The sequence below is a fragment of the Pseudomonas ekonensis genome, from assembly GCF_019145435.1.
In the GTDB taxonomy this organism is placed as follows: domain Bacteria; phylum Pseudomonadota; class Gammaproteobacteria; order Pseudomonadales; family Pseudomonadaceae; genus Aquipseudomonas; species Aquipseudomonas ekonensis.
Genome location: NZ_JAHSTS010000001.1, coordinates 2,024,668 through 2,043,309 on the forward strand (window position 1 = coordinate 2,024,668; position 18,642 = coordinate 2,043,309).

An 18,642-nucleotide genomic window follows, 5' to 3' on the forward strand; every position below is an offset into this window, starting at 1 on the left:
AAGTCTCTAAGGAAGGGGATCGATGGCGCTCAAGGGCGCGTCGGCGCTGTAGTCGTCGGCGAACGGGATGGCCGGGCGGAACAGGGTTTTCCAGTCCGGTCGGCCAAAGGCCCGGTCGCTGTGGCTGCGCATCAGTCTTTCGTATTGGCGCTGGGCCTGGCGTTGCAGGGACGGGTAGTCCACGCCGCTGACCTGGCCGTCGCGCATCACGCAGCGGCCGTCGATGTAGCTGGCGATGCAGTCGTCGCCGCGTCCGGCCAGCAGCAGGTTTTTCAGCGGGTCGAACAGCGGCCCCAGGTGCATCCCGCGCAGGCTGAACACGGTGATGTCGGCCTTGGCGCCCGGCGCGAGCCGGCCGAGGTCGTCGCGGCCCAGCGCCTTGGCGCCGCCGAGGGTGGCGGCGTTGTACAGGTCCAGGCCGCAGGTCAGCGAGGGGCCGCCCTCCATCAGCCGGGCGATGTTCAGGCCGTGGCGCATGTTCGACAGCAAGTCCGCCGGCCAGGTGTCGGTGCCGAGGGCGAAGTTGATGCCTCGGGCCCGATGGCGCCCGAACGAGTCCAGCGCTTCGCCGTCCCGGGCGAACACCAGCGGGCAATGCACCAGGCTCGCGCCGCCGTCGATCAGCCGTTGCAGATCGTCGTCGCCACGGGTGTAGAGGCCATGGGGCAGCAGGCTGCGCGGGGTCAGCAGGTCGAGCCGCTGCAGCCAGCCCAGCGGCGAGGTGCCGTGCAGGCGTTCGACCATCGCCACCTCGCCGGGCGCCTGGCAGCAGTGCAGGCGCACCGGTGCGTTCAGCTCGCGGCTCAGTGCGGCGGTGCGTTGCAGCAATGCCAGGGTGCAGGTCTGGATGCGGTCGGGCAGCAGGGCGCTGCGGATCAACCCGTCATGGGCGCCGTCGAAATCCTTGAAGAACCGCTCGGCGTCGTCGAGCCCGGCCAGGCCCCGGGCTTCGTCCCAGTGATGGGCGAGGGTGCCGTCGGCGCGCCAGTAACTCATGCCGCTCATGTAGCAGGGGCCCAGGTAGGTGCGCAGGCCCAGTTCGGCGGCGACGCCGGCGACCGCCGCGAACTCGTCGTAGCGTTCCGCCCATTCGCGGTAGTACATCGAGGTGATCGGCATCGCCGTGGTGATGCCGTTGCGGATCAGTTGGGTGAAGGCGTAGCGGTGCTTGAAGACCTCTTCGTCGGCGCTGAACGACTCCCGCGGGCCGGCCGCCAGGTAGTCCGCCGACCACATGCGGCCCATGGCGCGCTCGTCGCCGTTGTCGAGGGTCAGCACCGTGGAGTCAAGGTCGCCGAGAGCGTCGAGGTCGATGAAGCCGGGGCCGATCAGGGCATTGCCGTAATCGGTCCAGCCGTCCACCGGTCCCGGATAGCCGCGCCCGACGAACACGATGCGCGAGCCTTCGAACACCACTTCGCCGTCGCGCCACAGTACATGCCGCGTGCCGTCGAAACCGACCACGCAAGCGGCCTTCAGGCCCATGCGCTTCACAAGCGGCTGCCCAGCAGGCGGCCGCCGTCGGCGATCAGTTCGCCGCCCCGGTAGACCTGCCGCACAGGCCGCGCCACCACCGCCTCGCCGAGGGTCTCCACCGGCATCAGCAGAAAGTCCGCCGCCCGGCCGATGCCGAAGCCATGCCCTTCGACGCCCAGGGCGCGGGCCCCGTTGCCCGTGGCTGCGTCGAACGCCGCCGCCAGTTCCTCGTCCTTGTTCAGGTCGAACCGGAACGCCAGCAGCATCGCCCGTTCCAGCATGTCGCCGTTGCCCATCGGCGACCACGCGTCGCGGATGCCGTCCGAACCCAGGCACACGTTGACCCCGGCCTCGCGCAGGGCCAGGAACGGCGGCACCGGGCAATCGGCCGGCGCCGAGCTCATCAGCGAAATCCCCAGCGCCGCCAGCCGTTCGGCCACCGGCCGGACCTGGCTCCACGGCAGCATGCCCAGGCAATAGGCGTGGCTGATCATCACCCGGCCCTGTAGGCCGAAACGTTCAGTGTGGTCGGCGATCCGGGCGATCTGCCACAGGCCCAGCTCGCCCTTGTCGTGCAGGTGAATGTCGACGCCGCGCCCGAATTCGGCGGCCAGCGCAAACACGAAGTCCAGCTGCGCGATGGGGTCGTTGTCGATGCCGCAGGGGTCGAGGCCGCCGACGGTCTCCACGCCCAGGGCCATGGCCTCGCGCATCAGGTCGGCGGTGCCGGGGCGGCTGATCAGGCCGGTCTGCGGGAACACCACCAGTTGCAGGTCGATCAGGTCGTTGTAGCGTTCGCGCAATTGCAGCATGGCTTCAACATGGCGCAGGCCGAATTCCGGGTCGATGTCGACGTGGCAGCGCATCGTCAGCGAGCCGCGGGCGATGCAGTTCTCCAGCAGGGCCCCGGCGCGTTCGGCGATCGGCGCTTTCACTTCGCGCAACACGCGGCGCTCGTTGGCGATGTAGTCCTTGAGCGTCGGGCCGGCGCTGTTCGGGCGCCAGGGCTGGCCGTACAGGGTTTTGTCGAGGTGGACGTGGCTTTCCACCAATGGGGCGGTGAGCAGCCGGTTCTGGCCGTCGATGTCGGTGACGGCCAATGGAGCATTGGAGGCCGGGCGGCGTTGGGTGAATTTGCCGTTTTCGATCAGCAGGTCTTCGGCGGGGGCGCCGTAGGGGCGGATGTTTCTGAGCCAGCGGGGGTGCGACATTTCATACCTCTGTTTCTTTGTTGTCCGGGCAGGCCTCATCGCTGGCAAGCCAGCTCCCACAGGGATGTGGACAGTTCACAAAATCCGGAAACACTCTGGAACCTGTGGGAGTCGGGGTGCGACGATGCGACTTGCCAACGATGGCCGCGATACGGTCTTCAGCCTTTGAGCTTGGACCAGATCCGGTCCTGCAGCTCCCGCGCCTTGTTGCTGCATTCCTTTTCCGGGCGCAGCCGCGAGGCGTATTCCTCGGGCATGTTGATCGCGTCCATGACTTTCCATTTCGCGTCCAGCAACTGATCGCTCTGGATGCCGTTGGCGTAGGCGATGGCGTTGGACACGGCAGCGGCGTTCTCGGGTTTCATCATCCAGTCGATGAAGATCTTCGCGTTGCCCGGGTGCGGCGCGCTCCTGGGCACGGCGAAGTTGTCCTGGAACATCGCCAGGCCTTCGCGGGGGTAGACGTAGCGGATGGTGCTCTTCTGCAAGGTGGCGCGGGCGGTGGAGCCGTTCCAGTTCTGCATCATGATCACTTCGCCGGAGGCCATGCGGTCGACGGTGTTGTCGGAGCTGTACATCTTCAGGAACGGTTTCTGCTTCTGCAGCAGCTCCAGGATGCGCTTGGCGTCCTGCGGGTTTTCCGTGCACTCGTCGACGTTCAGGTAATGGCTGGCGGCGTTGATCACGCTGCTGGAAGTGTCGAGGGCGGCGAGCTGGCCTTGCAGTTCCTTGCGCGGTTCGAAGAACTCCTTCCACGAGTCGTCCAGTTTGCCGCCCGGCACCCGCGCGCTGTCGTAGGAGAACCCGGTGGTGCCCCACAGGTACGGCGCCGAGTATTTGCGGCCGGGGTCGAAGCTCGGGTCGCGGAACGGCCCTTTGACGTACTGGAAGTTGCTCAGGCCCGGTGCGTCGATCTCCAGCAGCAGGTTCTGCTGGATCAGCGTCTGCATGATCGACTGCGACGGTACGATCACGTCGTACGCCGCGCCGCCGGCCTGCAATTTGGCCAGCAGGGTTTCGTTGCTGTCGTAGCCGTCCATGGTGACCTTGATGCCGGTCTCCTTCTCGAACTTGGCCAGCAGATCCACCGGGTAGTAGTCGGTCCAGTTGTAGAAGAACAGTTCCTTGGGCTCGGCGGCGTGGGCGCCGAACGCGGTGAGACAACTCAGGGCCAGACCGGATACCGCCAGACGCATGCCTTTGGTTTTCATGAGAGCGCTCCAGGTTTTCTTCATTGTTGTTTGCCGCGCTGGCCCAGCCAGAAGGCCAGCACCACCAGCACGATGGAAATCACCAGCATCAGGGTCGAGATCGCGTTGATCTCCGGGGTCACGCCGGCCTTGATCGCCGAGAAGATGTACACCGGCAGCGTGGTGGAGCCGGGGCCTGCGACGAAGAAGGTCATGATGAAATCGTCGAGGCTGACCACGAACGCCAGCACCGCGCCGGACAGCACCGCCGGCCACAGCAGCGGCAGGGTCACCCGGCGGAATACCTGCCAGGGGTTGGCGTACAGGTCGTTCGCTGCCTCCAGCAAGCTCCGGTCCAGGTCGTTGAGCCGCGCGCGGATCGGCAAGTACGCGAACGGAATGCAGAAGCCGATGTGCGCCACGATCACCGTCAGCAGGCCGAGCTTGATCCCCAGCGACATGAACAGCAGCAGGGTCGCCACGGCGGTGACGATCTCCGGCAGGATCAGCGGCAGGTTGATTCCGCCCTCGACCATCTTCTGCCCGTAGAACGGCCGGCAGGTGGCCAGCGCCGCCAGCAGCGCGGTGGCCGTGGCGCACACCGTGGCGATGGCCGCGACGATCACCGAGTTCAGCGCTGCCGTCTGGATCGACGGGTTGGCCAGGATCCGCCCGTACCAGGCGAACGAGAACTCGGTCCACACGGTCGCCGAGCGGTTGGCGTTGAAGCTGTAGACGATCAGCACCAGGATCGGCAGGTACAGGTAGGCCAGGATCAGCAGGCTGATTTCCCGGGTGGCGGGCAGTTTCTTCAGGTGCAGGGCGATCATGGGCGGGCTCCCCGGTGGAGGTTCTTGGCCGCGTTGCGGCTGTAGAGGGCGTACAGCACCAGCGACAGCAACAGGATCCCCAGCAGCAGGAACGACAGCGAGCTGCCCAGGGGCCAGTTGCGTGCGGTGCCGAACTGCTGCTGGATCAGGTTGCCGATCATCAGCGTCTTGCCGCCGCCCAGGATCGCCGGGGTGATGAACGCCCCCAGGCTCGGCACGAACACCAGCAGGGCGCCGGCGATCACGCCGGGCATCGACAGCGGCAGGATGATCCGGCGCAGCGCGTGCCAGCGGTTGGCGCCCAGGTCGTAGGCGGCCTCCACCAGGCGCCAGTCGAGTTTCTCCAGGGTCGAGTAGATCGGCAGGATCATGAACGGCAGGAAGCTGTAGACCAGCCCGACGCTGACCGCGAAGTCGTTGTAGAGCAGGGTGATGCCGCCGGCCTGGGGGAACAGCGCGTTGAGGCTCTGGGCGACCCAGCCCTGTTCGCGCAGGATGATCAGCCAGGCGTAGTTGCGGATCAGCAGGTTGGTCCAGAACGGAATGGTGATGAGCAACACCATCAGGTTGCGCCGGCGCGGGGTCAGGCTCGACATCCACAGCGCCACCGGAAAGCCGAACAGGAAGCACAGCACCGTGGTGCCGCCGGCCTGGAACACCGACCGCAGCAGGGCCTGGGCGTACACCCAGTTCAGTTCGAGCCCGCCGTCGAAGCCTTCCTGGAAAAACAGCTGCACATAGCTTTGCAGTTGCCAGTCGGCCTGCCAGTCGACGCCGCCGTAGAGGTTGCGCGGCAACAGGCTGATGTAGCCCATGATCCCCAGCGGAATGGCGATCAGGGCGAGCAGGGTCAACACCACCGGGCTGAGCAGCAGCGCGCGGTTGAGGGTCGGGGAAGTGCTGCTGACGCTCATCTCAGGCCTCCATCAGCAGGCAGGCCTGGGGCGGCAGGTGCACCGCCACGCGCTCGCCGACGCCGCGGCCCTGGTGCAGGCCTTCGTTGTTCTCGCGCAGCATGACCTTGATGTCGTTGTTCAGCCGGCACTGGTACAGCGTGGCGGTGCCGACGTACAGCACCGCCTCGATCACCCCGCCCAGGTGATGGGGCTCGTGCGGTGCGACCAGCCGCGAACGCTCCGGGCGGAACGCCAGGTGCATGCTGGCGCTGTCGACGCCTTGCGGCAGGCAGGGGATCTCCACCGGCATGCCGTCGGGCACGAACAGGTTCTCGTTGCGCTCGCCGCGCTTGAGGCGGCCGGGGAGGAAGTTGATGTCGCCGATGAACTGGGCGACGAAACGGTGCTGCGGGCGTTCGTAGATGTCGGTGGGCGTGCCGATCTGCAGGATCTTGCCGGCAGACATCACCGCGATGCGGTCGGACAGGGTCAGGGCCTCTTCCTGGTCGTGGGTGACGAAGATGAAGGTGATCCCGGCCTCTTGCTGCACACGCTTGAGCTCGACCTGCATTTCCTTGCGCAGCTTCAGGTCCAGCGCCGACAGCGGCTCGTCCAGCAGCAGGACTTTCGGCTTGGGCGCCAGGGCCCGGGCCAGGGCCACGCGCTGCTGCTGGCCGCCGGACAGCTGCGCCGGCTTGCGCCCGGCCAGGTGCTGCATCTGCACCAGCGCGAGCATCTCTTCGACGCGGCCGGGGATCTGCTTGCGTTCAAGGCCCTGCATCTCGAGGCCGAAGGCGATATTCTGCGCAACACTCATGTGCGGAAACAACGCGTAGCTCTGGAACACCGTGTTGACCCGGCGCTTGAACGGCGGCAGGTCGTTGACCGGCTCGCCCGCCAGGCGGATCTGGCCTTCGCTGACGTGCTCGAACCCGGCGATGGTGCGCAGCAGGGTGGTCTTGCCGCAGCCGGACGGGCCCAGAAGGGTGAAGAATTCGTTGTCGGCGATGTTCACCGACACATTGTCGAGGGCCGGCGCCAGGCCGGGGTCGTCGGAGTACCGCTTGGAAACGTTGCGCACTTCAATTGCTATTGGTTGACCCATAATGGTGCAATCCTCTAATTATTGTATGCAATATCTGAATGCAATTTAGAAATACCCGGATTAATCTGGCTGTGCAACCCCCTTTTTCCGCGGCTGCGCTTTTTGGCAAGCAGCGCCGACGGACCGTTGCCGGCACTGAAGGAGCTTTGCAATGACCGAGAAAAAACCGGAAACCTTGGTCGACCGCGTCTACCAAGGGGTTTACGAGGCGATCAGCAAGCGCTCGCTGCGCCCCGGCATGAAGCTGGGCGAGGCGTCGCTGGCCGAACTGTTCAATGTCAGCCGCACGTCGGTTCGTGCGGCGCTCAAGCAACTGGAGGCCGACGGCCTGGTCACCACCGAGCCCAATAAAGGTGCGTCGGTGTCGCTGCCCAGCGACGAAGAGATCCGTTCCCTGTTCGAAACCCGGCGTCTGGTGGAGATCGGCATCGTCACCGAACTGTGCCGGCGCAAGGACACGGCGGCGATGCAGGACCTGCGCGACCACCTGCTGCTGGAGGACGAGGCCCACCAGGCCGGCGACCACGAGCGGCTGATCCACCTGCTGGGCGAGTTCCACATCAAACTGGCCCGCAGCCTGAACAACCCGGTGCTGCTGGACTGGTTCCAGAAACTGATCTCCCGCGCCTCGCTGTACGCCGCCGCCCTGGACGACGACAGCCACGAAGCCTGCCGCGACGATGAGCACCTGCGGCTGATCGAGTACATCGAGGCCGGCAACCAGAGCGCCGCCGTCGAACTGACCTGCATGCACCTCAACGGCATCCAGAAGGCGATCCTCGACGTGGCGGCCAGAATCAAGACCGGCTATCACCCGCTCAAGCACTTGATCGAAGTCTGAAGGCCGGGGCGGGGGAAATCGGCTATACCTCTTATGCAACCCTTTGCGGCGCGGGAGGTTCGAAACACACGGGCGTGGCGTCACCGGGCGTTGCGATTGATCGGACTCACCACAGAGCGTTGAATCGGGCGATGCAGTTTCTATCCGACAACCATGGATGCGATGGCTGGAACGGTGAAATGGCCGGGCGCATCCGCGCATTTGACTGGAGCCTGACCGGTCTGGGCTCCCTCGACACCTGGCCGGCCAGCCTGTGCAGCACGGTGCGGCTGATGCTCGCCTCGCCGTTGCCGATGGTCATGCTCTGGGGCCGCGACGGCTACATGATCTACAACGACGCCTATTCGCGGTTCGCCGGCGGACGCCACCCGTACCTGCTGGGGACGCCGGTGGAGATGGGCTGGCCGGAGGTCGCCGACTTCAACCGCCACGTGGTCGATACGTGCCTGGCCGGCGGCACCCTGGAGTACCGCAACAAGGTCCTGGTGCTGTTGCGCGACGGCGTACCCGAAGACGTCTGGCTCGACCTCTACTACAGCCCCGTGGCCGACGACCGGGGCGCGCCGGCGGGGGTGATGGCGATGGTGGTGGAGACCACCGAACTGGTGCTGTCCGAGCGCCTGCGCCAGGCCGCCGAGGACGCCTACCGCGCCGACAACGAGCGGGTGCGCCTGGCGCTCAACGCCGGGGCGCTGCTGGGCTCCTTCGTGTGGGACGTGAAGAACGACGTGCTGTCGGCCGACGAGCGTTTTGCCCGCACCTTCTCCTATCCGGCGGACCAGGACCTGACCAACCTGCCGCAGCACATCGCCGAAGCCCACATCCATCCCGACGACCGTGGCTGGGTCGCCGAATGCGTCGAGCAGGCGGTGCTCTCCGGCGAACCCTACAACGCCGAGTACCGGGTATTGCGCGCCGACGGCAGCTTCCTGTGGGTGCTGGCCAGCGGCGGCTGCGAATTCAACGAACGGGGCGAGGCCTTTCGCTTCCCCGGCGTGCTGATCGATATCCATGAGCGCAAGACCGCCGAAGAATCCTTGCTCAAGTTCACCCGCAACCTCGAGCAGCGGGTGGCCGACGAAGTCGGGGCGCGGCTGGCGGCCGAGGAGCAGTTGCGCCAGTCGCAGAAGCTGGAGGCCATCGGCGGGCTGACCGGCGGCGTGGCCCACGACTTCAACAACCTGCTGCAAGTGATCGCCGGCAACCTCAACCTGCTGGCCCGGCACGAGCGCGACAACCCCAACGTGCAGCGCCGGGTCAACGCTTCGCTGGCGGCGGTGGACCGCGGCGCCAAGCTGTCCTCGCAACTGCTGGCGTTCGCCCGGCGCCAGCCGCTGACGCCGGCGGTGTGCAACCTGGCGGACATCTTCGACGGCCTCGGCGAACTGCTGCAGCGGGCGCTGGGCGAGACCATCCGCATCGACGTGCGCCTGCCGCACAAGCCCTGGCGGATCAACGTCGACCGCAACCAGCTGGAAAACGCCGTGCTCAACCTGGCGATCAACGCCCGGGACGCCATGAAGGGCGAGGGCACCATCACCCTGAGCGCGGACAACCTCACCCTCGACCAGTCGTTCTGCGCCGGCAAGGGCATCCTGCCGGGGGATTTCGTGCGGATGTCGGTGGGCGACAGCGGCGTGGGGATCGCTCCGAACATGCTGGAGCAGGTGTTCGAGCCTTTCTTCACCACCAAGGCCGACGGCCAGGGCACAGGGCTCGGGCTGAGCATGGTGTTCGGGTTCGTCAAGCAGAGCGGCGGCCATGTCGAGATCGACAGCCGGGTGGGCGAGGGCACGCGGGTGCAGTTGTTTTTCCCGCGCAGCCTGCAGCCGCTGCGGGACGAATCGTCGGGCGCCGGCCGCCGGCAGCAGGGCGGCCACGAGACCCTGTTGGTGGTCGAGGACAATGACGCGGTGCGCGGCTCCACCGTGGAGCTGCTGCGCGAGGAAGGCTACCGGGTGCTGACCGCCGGCAACGGCGACGCGGCGATGCAGTTGCTGCTCGACGGCGCCTCGGTGCAGTTGATCTTCACCGACGTGGTCATGCCCGGCCTGATCAAGAGCGCCGAACTGGCCGCCTGGGCCAAGGTGCAGTCGCCGCCGGTGGCGGTGCTGTTCACCTCCGGCTACACCCGCGACATCATCTCGCGCAACCACCAGCTCAGCCCCGACACCCACCTGCTCGGCAAGCCCTACAGCCCCCAGGCGCTGCTGCGGATGATCCGCACGGTGCTCAGCGCCTGAGGCCCGGCAGGGCGGCGGTCACTTGCTCGGGTGCTTGGCCTGCAGATCCTTGGCGCGGGCCAGGTGCTTCTCCAGGGCCGGCAGCATCTTCTGGGCGAAGGCCTTGAGTTCCGGGCCGCCCTTGACCTTGTCGTCGGTCACGGTGTTGGCTTCCTTCTTGAACAGCTCGATGGCCTCTTCGTGGGCCTTCACTTGATTGTTGGCGTAGGCCGCGTCGAAGGATTCGTCGCGCAGTTCGAGGATCTTTTCCTTGGCCTGCTTGACCAGGGTGGTGTCGTCGGGCACTTCGATGCCGTTGGCCTTGGCGATGGTGGCCAGCTCATCGTTGGCGTTGCCGTGGTCGGTGATCATCATCGTCGCGAATTCCTTGATGTCCGCCGAGGCGCTCTTCTCCAGGGCCAGGCGGCTGGCTTCGATTTCAGCGATGCCGCCGGCGGCGGCGTTGTCGACGAAGGTGTTGGAGGTGGCGGCGAAGGCGCTGCCCATGCCGGTGCTCAAGGCGACGGCCAGGGCCAGGTGACGCAGGTTGAATCCGTCCATTGGTCATTCTCCACGCGTTGGTTGTGAGCGTTATCCAGTGGAGGGAGATGCGCCGGCAAAGGTTTGGTCCGGTTGGCGCCAGGACGACGAACGGTCGTTTGCCGCCTGGCCGGCAGTCGACAGAACCCCCAACCGAGGCCATCCTGATAGCTGGCGAACGCATAGGGCGCGTTGGCCGCGATCAATTGACGGAGGTGTTCCATGCCGGTTCCCCATGACCTGTTTCAGGATTTGAAGATTTCCAAGGAAGAGATCCAGCAACGACGCACCCAGGATCCGTTACTGGATTCATTGATCAACAAGTATTCCCAGGCGGACGCGGACGTGGTCAAGGCCGAGACCGCCACCTCGGATGCCCCCAGCGATGACGCCTTGAAGAAGCTCAAGGAGAAGCGCCTGCTGGTCAAGGACAAGATCGTCCAGCAGTTGCAGCGATAAGCGCGCACGATCCGCCGACCACCGGCGGCGGATCGGCCGGAACGTTGAACCCGCCCGGTACCTCGAATGTTCAGAGCCCGCATGCAGCGGCTCCCGGCGAGGTGCCCCATGAACCGTCCCACCCCCTCCAGCGACCAGTTCCCCAGCGAAGAGCAGGGAACCTACGACCCCGTGCCGACCCACCCTGAGCCCAACAGCCCGGCGCACACCTACCGGCATCCTCAGCGGGAGCCGGCGACGGATGAGACCGAACCGGACAAGCCTGATCCCCCCGGCGCCTGACCGGCCGCCATCGCCAGCAGGCTGGCTCCTGCAGGGTTTGTGGTGCATCTGGATCTTGGGGACACCCGCGATACCTGTGGGAGCTGCGGTGCGACGATTCGACTTGCCAGCGATGAGGCCGGTGAACCCGGCACACATCCCAAGCCTTACTTCAGGGCCGCCCCCAACGGCATCCGCGTCATGTGCGAGGCCTTCAGCGAGCCGAAATACAGCCAGTCGCCGTACTCCCGCGCCGTGGTGATCGGTGAGTAGTTGCCGGCGCTGGCGTCCTGCAGGTTGGCGATGACCTTGCCGTCCAGGTCCAGCCCCAGCACGAACGCGCGTTTCTCCAGGGGCTTGGGCAGCACGGTCAGCGCCCGGACGATCACCTTGCGCACGAACGGATGCCCGGCGGTGCGGTCCAGCAGCGGGTTGCGCGGCGCGTACAGCGCCACCCAGAAGCGGTCGCGGCCGTTGAAGGCGAGGTTGTCCGGCAACCCCGGCAGGTTGTCGATGAACAGGTCGTGGGTGCCGGCGTTGGGGCCGGTCAGCCAATAGCGGCTGATGCGGTAGGCGCCGGTTTCGTTGACCAGCACATAGGCGTCGTCCGGCCCCAGGGTGACGCCGTTGGCGAACTCCAGCCGGTCCAGGAGGACGCTGGTCTTGCCGGTCTGGAAGTCATAGCGCAGCAGGCGCCCGTCGCCGCCGTGCTCGATGATCGCCTCGCCGTCGTGGCCGTAGCCCCAGCGGCTGGAGGCATCGCTGAAGTAGGCGTAGTGCCCGGACTTGTCGATGGCCACGTCGTCGGTGAAGCCGAAGGGCAAGCCGTTGGCCTCGGTGGTCAGCGCCACCAGCCGGCCCTGGGCGTCGAGGGACAGCAAGCCCTTGACCGCGTCGGCGATCACCAGCAGGCCGTTGGGATGCCGCGCAAGCCCCAAGGGACGGCCACCCGTGTCGGTGAGCACTTTGCGCTGATGGCCGTCGAGGCTGGTGCGGATCACGCGGCCGTCGTGCAGGCCGGTGATCAGCTTGTCGTCCTCCAGCAGCAGCGCCTCCGGCCCTTCGATGCCGCTCGGGCCGACCTGGCGCAAACCGCGCAGGCGCTGGTTGTCGGCGTAGGGGCCGTCGGTCATCGACGGTGCCGGCGGCGGTGTCCAGGCCACGGGTTCGACGCGGGTCGGCATCAGCAGCAAGAACGCCAGCACGAAGAAGACCAGCAGCAGGATCAGATGGCGCAGCTTCACGCGTCGGCTCCTGTGCGGGCCAGGTGCTGTGCGGCGCGGTCGCGCAGGGCCAGCATCGAGGCGGCGGACTCGCGCTCGATGCGCCGCTTGAGCAGCAAAAGGTTGGCCAGGCGCATGCCCATCCCGTCGAACCGATAGTCCAGCGTACGCACGAACCGCGTGCGCCCCCCGACGTCCGCACACTCATAAACCAGCGACAACGACAGGCCATGGTCGCCCCGCGCCCGAGCGCACCAGCGCCGTCCCGGCAGATACTCGTCCACTTCCCAGACCAGATGGCCGTCGCGCCCGCCGGCGCGGATGTCTTCCTCGAACCGTGCGCCGGCGTGCAAGGGGCCGGCGGGGCCGTGAATCTTTAGGGACGAAGGGTGCCATTGCGGCCAACGGCTGACGTCGGCGGCGTAGGCGAGCACGGCGTAAGGCTCACCGTCGATGTCGATCCGGTGCTGCTGGCGGGTCATGGGCGTCCTCGGTTCGTTCGTGTGGGCGGGTTCCGGCTCCCAGTACAGGGTGCCGAACAGGTAATCCATCAGTGGCAGGACGATGTTGAAGTTGCGTTCCTGCATGCGTTCGCGGCGGTGATGCAGCTCATGCAGGCGGTGCATCTGGCGGATCCACGGCAGGCGGGCCAAGGGGTGGCGCGGCGGCAGGTGCTCGCAGGCATGGAACACCTCGTAGGTCAGGTAGCCCAGCACCATGCAGCCGCCGAACAGCCCGGCCACGTTGGCGTTGACCTGCGCGAACAGCCACCACAGCGGCAGGGCCACCAGCAGCGTGTGCACCACGATCAGCCAGGCCGGAAACAGGATCACCCGCCAGTCGCGGGCGCTGTCCCAGGTCATGTGGCCGGGGGTGAAGAAACTGTGGTGGTCGCCGGCGTGGCGGGCGTAGAACATTTTCGCGAAGCTTTTCTTGTGGTGCCCCAGGTGCCGGTGCACCACGTACACGCCGAAGTTGAAGAACAGCAGGGTCATTGGCACCGTCAGCCATTCCAGGGGCTGCACCTGCCGCACGCCGCTCCAGAACGCGCCGATGGCCAGCACGCCGAACAGCAGCACGAACGCGCCGTGCAGCCACGGGTTGTACAGCGGATGGATCGCCGCCCGGTAGCGGCTGCGGAATGCTTCGGTGGTTTGCCTCACTGCGGTCACCTGCGGATATTGTTGTTGTATCCGGCAGATTAGCTGATCCCTGAGCCTGCGCAGGCTCGGGGCCGAGGTCACAAGTGACAGGCTCCGGTACGCAGCGCCTTGGGCCTCAACTCAGCGGGTTCCAGCGCTGCGACCAGTCGTCGTCGGTCTTGATCACGGCGCGCAGCAGGTCGAAGGCGTGCTGCAAGGTGGCCGAGTCGCGGTCGCGGGAGTAGACGAGGTAGGTCGGATAGCCGAATTCCGGGGCCTTGGTCACGGCCTCCAGCGCGCCGCTTTCCAGGTAGGTGCGCACCACCCGCGTGCGGAAGTAACCGCTGCCGCCGTTCTCCAGGATGTACTGCAACGCCAGCGGGCCGAGGTTGAAGCTCAGGGCGGCCTTGGCCTTTTCCGGCAGGGCGGCGTCGTGCTGGCGGCGGAAATCCGGGCCCCAGTCGATGTACACGTAAGGGGCGGGGCGGTCGGGGGTGTGTACCAGGATGAGCTTTTCTTCCAGCACTTGCTCGACCTGCAGGCCCGGCCAGTATTCCGGCTGGTAGACGAGCGCGGCGTCGAGCACGCCGAGTTCGAGCTGGCGCAGCAGGTTTTCGCCGTCGCGGATCTCCATGCGCAGGGCATGGCTTTGGATGTGCTCGCGCAGTTCGGCGGCCCAGCTGAGCATCAGCGGGTTGCACAGGCTGACCTCGCCGCCGATGTGCAGCACGTTGTCGTAGCCTTCGGGCAGCGGCAGGTCGCGGCGGGCGGCCTCCCAGGTCTGCACCAGTTGGTTGGCGTACACCACGAACGCCTCGCCGTTGGGCGTCAGGCGCGCGCCGGCGCGGTTGCGCACGAACAGGGTGCTGCCCAACTGGCTTTCGAGCTTCTGCACGCGGGCGGTGATGGCCGTCTGCGTGACGAACAGCTTCTCCGCCGCCGCGGCGAGGCTGCCGTGGCGGACGATTTCCAGGAAGGTACGGGCGAGGTCGATGTCCATGGGCGGGCCGGCGTCTGAGGTGCCGGCATGATAAGCCGCAGTACTTGTGGGGGCCAGCTTGCTGGCGATGGGGGTGGGGCAGTCACCACAGGTTTTGTGGTGTGCCTGGATCTTGCGGACACACGGAGTCCCCTGTAGGAGCCAGCCTGCTGGCGATTGGCGGCAGTGCCGGCCTCATCGCTGGCAAGCCAGCTCCCACAGGTTTTGTGGTGTGTCTGGATCTTGCGGACACCCGGAGCCCTCTGTAGGAGCCAGCCTGCTGGCGATTGGCGGCAGTGCCGGCCTCATCGCTTGCAGGCAAGCTCCTACAGGTTTTGTGGTGTGCCTGGATCTTGCGGACACCCGGAGTCCCCTGTAGGAGCCAGCCTGCTGGCGATTGGCGGCAGTGCCGGCCTCATCGCTTGCAGGCAAGCTCCTACAGGTTTTGTGGTGTGCCTGGATCTTGCGGACACCCGGAGTCTCCTGTAGGAGCCAGCCTGCTGGCGATTGGCGGCAGTGCCGGCCTCATCGCTTGCAGGCAAGCTCCTACAGGTTTTGTGGTGTGCCTGGATCTTGCGGACACCCGGAGTCCCCTGTAGGAGCCAGCCTGCTGGCGATTGGCGGCAGTGCCGGCCTCATCGCTTGCAGGCAAGCTCCTACAGGTTTTGTGGTGTGTCTGGATCTTGCGGACACCCGCGATACCTGTGGGAGCTGCGGTGCGACGGCTCGACCTGCCAGCGATGGGGCCCGTGCGGTCAGCCGGCCAGTTCGGCCTCGCGTACCCGCGCCCAGTCCTCCACCAGCCGGGCCGGGGTGCAGCAGGTCTTGCGCTTGAGCACGAAGTTGCGGCATTTCTCGGCGAACTGGTTGCGGTTGTACAGCATGTCCTCCTGCATCTCTTGCAGCTCGGCCTCGCGGCAGCGGCGGATCAGTTCATGGTCGGTGCGCAGTTTGCGCTCGCGCACAGCCGCATAGGTCGGGTCGGTCAGTGCGCCGTGGGCCCGTTGCAGCAGCCACAGGCCGAACTCGTCCGGGCAGCGCGGGCCGATCTCCTGCACCATGCCCAGTTGCCGGGCCTGGAAGGCGCTGACCGGCAGGCAGGCCTGGGTCAGTTGCTCGGCCATGGCCGGGCCGACGGCGCGGGGCAGGCTGTAGGTCCAGTACTCCGAGCCGTACAGGCCCATGCTTTTGTAGTGCGGGTTGAGCACGATGTCGGCGCGGGCGAACACGATGTCGGCGGCCAGCGCGAGCATCACGCCGCCGGCGCCGGCATTGCCGGTCACGCCGCTGACCACCAGTTGCCGCGCATCGAGCAGTTCGGCGCAGACGTCGTCGATGGCCTGGATGTTCGCCCAGGCTTCGGCCCCCGGATCCTGCGCCGCCTGGATCACGTTCAGGTGCACGCCGTTGGAGAAACTGCCGCGACCGCCCTTGATCAGCAGCACCTGGGTGTCGCGGGACTTGGCCCAGCGCAGCGCCCGGACCATGCGCCCACACTGTTCGGTGCTCATGGCGCCGTTGTAGAACTCGAACGTCAGTTCACCGACCTTGCCGGACTCGCGGTAGCGGATCGGCTGGTAGGCCTCGTCGCTGAACGGCGCGTCGGCGATCGACCAGTCGAGCACCGGCACCTTCGCCAGTTGCCCGGCCAGCACATGCCGGGCCGGCCGCTTGAAGGTTTCCTCGCCCGGTTGCGGCTTGAGCCGCAGCGAGCCGATCCACAGGCTCTGGTCGCCGGTGGCCACCAACACGGCGTCGTCATGCACCGCGAGGATTTCGCCGGGGCGGCCGGTGCGGCTGTCCAGGTGGGCGTCGTACACGTAGTACTGCCCGCCGGCCAGGCTGGCCAGCACGCCGGGCTGACCGTCGGCGGCATCGATGCAACGCTTGATGAACCGCGCGCAGTCGTGCCAGCTGAACGTGCGGTCGTCTTGTTTCATGTTCGGTTGCAGGCTGCCGCGCACCTTGGGGTCGTTGTAGTCCAGCGGCACCGGTTCGAACCCGGCGATGAACTTCTCCACCACCTCGCGGATGCAGCGGATCGCCGCATCGCTGACCCGGCCGTTGTACAGCTCGGACTTGCGCAGGCCCGCCGGCAGGTTGAATTCGCAGGTGGCCCAGACGGGACCGGCGTCCATTTCCTCCACCGCTTGCAGGGCGGTGACGCCCCAGGTCGGCAGCTCATGGGTGATGGCCCAGTCCAGGGCGCTGGCGCCGCGGTCGCCGACGATGCCGGGGTGGATGATCACCACGGGGCGTTGCGCATCGCTCCACAGCGACTGTGGCACGCGGTCTTTCAGGAACGGGCAGATCACCAGGTCCGCGCCGCTGTTTTCGATCTGTTCGCACACGGACGCTTCGTCGGTGAACAGCACCACGCTCGGCGAATGGCCGGCCTGGCGCAGTTCCAGCCAGGCCCGTTGGGTCAGGCCGTTGAACGCCGACGACAGCAGAATGATGTTGAGTGATCGCATGGTTGCTCTTCCTTGAATGGGTCGGCCGCGGGCTCCCGATGAGCCGTCCGTGGCTGTCGATGGAGGCGCAAGGTTAGAGATTGGCGCGGCGGGCACCAGTGACTGAAGTCAACGTTCTGTGAGGGGAGATTTCCGTGGCGACGAACTGCCTTATTCTCAATGGTTTTAGGATGCTGATTTTTTATTACTTCAAATGTCTCAGGCGCTATTGCACAGTCGCTCCCCTGATCACCGCCGGACGATGCCGGCAGAACCAAGGATTTTCGCAGCGGGTGGAGCCCGTTTCAGGGAGCAAGGCATGGGTGGCAGTCTCAACCCGCATCACCAGGCCGTGGGCCGGATGTTCCAACAGGATTACCGCTGGCTGTGCACGGCGGTGGGCCGCACCCTCGGTTGCCCGCACAGTGCGCAGGACATCGCGTCGGAAACCTTCCTGCGGGTGCTGGCGCTGCCCGACCCGCTGGCCATCCGCGAGCCCCGCGCACTGCTGACCACCATCGCCAGGCGCCTGGTGTACGAAGGCTGGCGCCGGCAGGATCTGGAGCGCGCCTACCTGCAAAGCCTGGCGCAGGCGCCGGAGCCGGTGCACCCGTCGCCGGAGGAGCGGGCGCTGGTGATCGAGGCGCTGCTGGCGGTGGACCGTTTGCTCAACGGCCTCTCCGCCAAGGCCAAGGCGGCGTTTCTCTACCATCAGCTCGACGGCCTGACCTACAGCCAGATCGGCGAACGGCTGGGCGTGTCCACCAGCCGCGTGCAGCAGTACATGGTCGAGGCGTTCAAGCGCTGCTATCAGGCGATGCAGGCATGAGGCCGGACGAAACCCTGATCGATGAGGCCGCGCAGTGGATGGCGCTGCTGCAATCGGGCGACGTGAGCCTGCAAGAGCGCACCGCCTTCGAGGCCTGGCGTGCGGCCGATCCCCGGCACGGGCAGATCATCGAACAAATGGGCGGCGGCCTGAACCTGCTGCGCAACCCCAACCTGCGCGGCATGCCCCGCGACAGCCTGCTGCACAGCCTCAACGCGCCCTCCAGCCGCCGACGGTTCGTCAGCGGCAGCCTGAGCCTGCTGGGTGTTGCGCTGCTGGCCGGGCTACTGGGCCGGCGCTACGGCTGGCTGCCCGAGGCCGGGGAGCTGGCCACCGGCACCGGCGAGCGGCGCGGGTTCACCCTCGCCGACGGCAGCGCACTGACCCTCAATGCCCGCAGCCGCGCGGTACCGCGGTTCGACACCGCCGAGCGCCTGCTGGTCCTGCGCAGCGGTGAGCTGCTGGTGGATGTGGCCGCCCGCCAGCCCCGGCCCTTTGTGGTCGAGACCGAACATGGCCGCCTGCGCGCCCTGGGGACGACGTTCATGGTGCAGCGCACCGATGAGGCGACGCGCCTGGTGATGCTGCATTCCCAGGTCGAAGTGGTCACCGCCGGCGGCGTCCGGCAGGTGGTGGAGGCGGGCGAGAGCCTGCTGTTCAACGACCGGGAAATCCTCGCCCTGGAACGCAGCAAGGGTTGCGAAACCGCCTGGCTGCAAGGCCGGCTGGAAGTGCGCGACCGACCGTTGAGCGAGGTCATCGACAGCCTGCGCCGCTACCGGCGCGGCGTCCTGAGCCTGAGCCCGGACGTGGCCGGGTTGCGCCTCAGCGGCCTGTATCCGCTGGACGACAGCGAGCGCACCCTGCAATTGCTCGAACGTTCCCTGCCGATCCGCGTGACCTGGCACAACCCGTATTGGGTCAGCATCGACGCGCGGTTATAGCGCCATAACTTCCCGGTCTACCCAGCCCCTATAAAAACCGC

General features: G+C 66.7%; 17 protein-coding genes. 6 read left to right on the forward strand and 11 right to left on the reverse strand.

The window, feature by feature from the left end:
• Nucleotides 1–6 precede the first annotated feature (6 nt).
• From KVG96_RS09120 to KVG96_RS09145, 6 genes are all read right to left on the reverse strand, one after another.
• On the reverse strand, nt 7–1,494 hold the full coding sequence (locus KVG96_RS09120) for an amidohydrolase family protein (RefSeq protein WP_217891719.1): 1,488 nt from the start codon (nt 1,492–1,494) through the stop codon (nt 7–9).
• Nucleotides 1,491–2,687: an amidohydrolase family protein gene (locus KVG96_RS09125; RefSeq protein ID WP_217891720.1), complete on the reverse strand. Its 1,197-nt coding sequence runs from the start codon at nt 2,685–2,687 to the stop codon at nt 1,491–1,493. The genes KVG96_RS09120 and KVG96_RS09125 overlap by 4 nt, the downstream gene beginning before the upstream one ends.
• 158 nt (nt 2,688–2,845) lie before the next feature.
• On the reverse strand, nt 2,846–3,898 hold the full coding sequence (locus KVG96_RS09130) for an extracellular solute-binding protein (protein WP_217891721.1): 1,053 nt from the start codon (nt 3,896–3,898) through the stop codon (nt 2,846–2,848).
• A gap of 20 nt (nt 3,899–3,918) precedes the next feature.
• Nucleotides 3,919–4,707, reverse strand: a complete 789-nt coding sequence (locus tag KVG96_RS09135) for an ABC transporter permease (protein WP_217891722.1) — start codon at nt 4,705–4,707, stop codon at nt 3,919–3,921.
• Nucleotides 4,704–5,621 carry an ABC transporter permease gene (locus KVG96_RS09140; protein WP_217891723.1) on the reverse strand — a complete coding sequence of 306 codons (918 nt, stop codon included), beginning with the start codon at nt 5,619–5,621 and terminating at the stop codon, nt 4,704–4,706. The genes KVG96_RS09135 and KVG96_RS09140 overlap by 4 nt, the downstream gene beginning before the upstream one ends.
• A gap of 1 nt (nt 5,622) precedes the next feature.
• Nucleotides 5,623–6,708 (reverse strand): ABC transporter ATP-binding protein, encoded by a 1,086-nt coding sequence (locus tag KVG96_RS09145; RefSeq protein WP_217891724.1) that lies wholly within the window; start codon nt 6,706–6,708, stop codon nt 5,623–5,625.
• Nucleotides 6,709–6,859: 151 nt separating this feature from the next.
• Between KVG96_RS09145 and KVG96_RS09150 the strand changes: the two genes are divergently transcribed.
• Nucleotides 6,860–7,549 (forward strand): GntR family transcriptional regulator, encoded by a 690-nt coding sequence (locus KVG96_RS09150; protein ID WP_085585760.1) that lies wholly within the window; start codon nt 6,860–6,862, stop codon nt 7,547–7,549.
• A gap of 131 nt (nt 7,550–7,680) precedes the next feature.
• On the forward strand, nt 7,681–9,792 hold the full coding sequence (locus KVG96_RS09155) for a hybrid sensor histidine kinase/response regulator (RefSeq protein ID WP_217891725.1): 2,112 nt from the start codon (nt 7,681–7,683) through the stop codon (nt 9,790–9,792).
• Between the two features lie 18 nt (nt 9,793–9,810).
• Here the strand turns inward: KVG96_RS09155 and KVG96_RS09160 are convergent, their stop codons facing one another.
• A complete protein-coding gene (locus KVG96_RS09160) occupies nt 9,811–10,332 on the reverse strand; it encodes a DUF4142 domain-containing protein (protein ID WP_217891726.1) in 522 nt (173 codons plus the stop codon).
• Between the two features lie 201 nt (nt 10,333–10,533).
• On the opposite strand from KVG96_RS09160, the gene KVG96_RS09165 reads away from it, so the two are divergent.
• A complete protein-coding gene (locus KVG96_RS09165) occupies nt 10,534–10,770 on the forward strand; it encodes a DUF465 domain-containing protein (protein WP_217891727.1) in 237 nt (78 codons plus the stop codon).
• 108 nt (nt 10,771–10,878) lie between these two features.
• Nucleotides 10,879–11,052 (forward strand): hypothetical protein, encoded by a 174-nt coding sequence (locus KVG96_RS09170; RefSeq protein ID WP_217891728.1) that lies wholly within the window; start codon nt 10,879–10,881, stop codon nt 11,050–11,052.
• 146 nt (nt 11,053–11,198) lie between these two features.
• Here the strand turns inward: KVG96_RS09170 and KVG96_RS09175 are convergent, their stop codons facing one another.
• From KVG96_RS09175 to KVG96_RS09190, 4 genes are all read right to left on the reverse strand, one after another.
• Nucleotides 11,199–12,275 carry an SMP-30/gluconolactonase/LRE family protein gene (locus KVG96_RS09175; protein ID WP_217891729.1) on the reverse strand — a complete coding sequence of 359 codons (1,077 nt, stop codon included), beginning with the start codon at nt 12,273–12,275 and terminating at the stop codon, nt 11,199–11,201.
• Nucleotides 12,272–13,417 carry a sterol desaturase/SRPBCC family protein gene (locus KVG96_RS09180; protein WP_217891730.1) on the reverse strand — a complete coding sequence of 382 codons (1,146 nt, stop codon included), beginning with the start codon at nt 13,415–13,417 and terminating at the stop codon, nt 12,272–12,274. Before KVG96_RS09180 ends, KVG96_RS09175 begins: the two co-directional genes overlap by 4 nt.
• Before the next feature lie 115 nt (nt 13,418–13,532).
• Entirely contained in the window at nt 13,533–14,396 is an 864-nt protein-coding gene (locus KVG96_RS09185) for a LysR family transcriptional regulator (protein ID WP_217891731.1), read from the reverse strand.
• Nucleotides 14,397–15,130: 734 nt separating this feature from the next.
• Nucleotides 15,131–16,849: a hydrogenase maturation protein gene (locus tag KVG96_RS09190; RefSeq protein WP_217891732.1), complete on the reverse strand. Its 1,719-nt coding sequence runs from the start codon at nt 16,847–16,849 to the stop codon at nt 15,131–15,133.
• Between the two features lie 298 nt (nt 16,850–17,147).
• On the opposite strand from KVG96_RS09190, the gene KVG96_RS09195 reads away from it, so the two are divergent.
• Together KVG96_RS09195 and KVG96_RS09200 are read left to right on the forward strand one after the other, a co-directional pair.
• A complete protein-coding gene (locus tag KVG96_RS09195; protein WP_217891733.1) occupies nt 17,148–17,657 on the forward strand; it encodes a sigma-70 family RNA polymerase sigma factor in 510 nt (169 codons plus the stop codon).
• Complete coding sequence (locus KVG96_RS09200) at nt 17,654–18,601, forward strand: FecR domain-containing protein (protein ID WP_217891734.1); 948 nt, start codon at nt 17,654–17,656, stop codon at nt 18,599–18,601. The genes KVG96_RS09195 and KVG96_RS09200 overlap by 4 nt, the downstream gene beginning before the upstream one ends.
• The last annotated feature ends 41 nt before the right edge of the window (nt 18,602–18,642 follow it).

What these genes read in the sequence shown, in the direction of transcription:
- KVG96_RS09150 (WP_085585760.1), top strand. Translation starts at nt 6,860, where the DNA reads ATGACCGAGAAAAAACCGGAAACCTTGGTCGACCGCGTCTACCAAGGG.
- KVG96_RS09125 (WP_217891720.1), bottom strand. Translation starts at nt 2,687, where the DNA reads ATGTCGCACCCCCGCTGGCTCAGAAACATCCGCCCCTACGGCGCCCCC.
- KVG96_RS09135 (WP_217891722.1), bottom strand. Translation starts at nt 4,707, where the DNA reads ATGATCGCCCTGCACCTGAAGAAACTGCCCGCCACCCGGGAAATCAGC.
- KVG96_RS09195 (WP_217891733.1), top strand. Translation starts at nt 17,148, where the DNA reads ATGGGTGGCAGTCTCAACCCGCATCACCAGGCCGTGGGCCGGATGTTC.
- KVG96_RS09145 (WP_217891724.1), bottom strand. Translation starts at nt 6,708, where the DNA reads ATGGGTCAACCAATAGCAATTGAAGTGCGCAACGTTTCCAAGCGGTAC.
- KVG96_RS09160 (WP_217891726.1), bottom strand. Translation starts at nt 10,332, where the DNA reads ATGGACGGATTCAACCTGCGTCACCTGGCCCTGGCCGTCGCCTTGAGC.
- KVG96_RS09130 (WP_217891721.1), bottom strand. Translation starts at nt 3,898, where the DNA reads ATGAAAACCAAAGGCATGCGTCTGGCGGTATCCGGTCTGGCCCTGAGT.
- KVG96_RS09185 (WP_217891731.1), bottom strand. Translation starts at nt 14,396, where the DNA reads ATGGACATCGACCTCGCCCGTACCTTCCTGGAAATCGTCCGCCACGGC.
- KVG96_RS09200 (WP_217891734.1), top strand. Translation starts at nt 17,654, where the DNA reads ATGAGGCCGGACGAAACCCTGATCGATGAGGCCGCGCAGTGGATGGCG.
- KVG96_RS09190 (WP_217891732.1), bottom strand. Translation starts at nt 16,849, where the DNA reads ATGCGATCACTCAACATCATTCTGCTGTCGTCGGCGTTCAACGGCCTG.
- KVG96_RS09140 (WP_217891723.1), bottom strand. Translation starts at nt 5,621, where the DNA reads ATGAGCGTCAGCAGCACTTCCCCGACCCTCAACCGCGCGCTGCTGCTC.
- KVG96_RS09165 (WP_217891727.1), top strand. Translation starts at nt 10,534, where the DNA reads ATGCCGGTTCCCCATGACCTGTTTCAGGATTTGAAGATTTCCAAGGAA.
- KVG96_RS09170 (WP_217891728.1), top strand. Translation starts at nt 10,879, where the DNA reads ATGAACCGTCCCACCCCCTCCAGCGACCAGTTCCCCAGCGAAGAGCAG.
- KVG96_RS09155 (WP_217891725.1), top strand. Translation starts at nt 7,681, where the DNA reads ATGCAGTTTCTATCCGACAACCATGGATGCGATGGCTGGAACGGTGAA.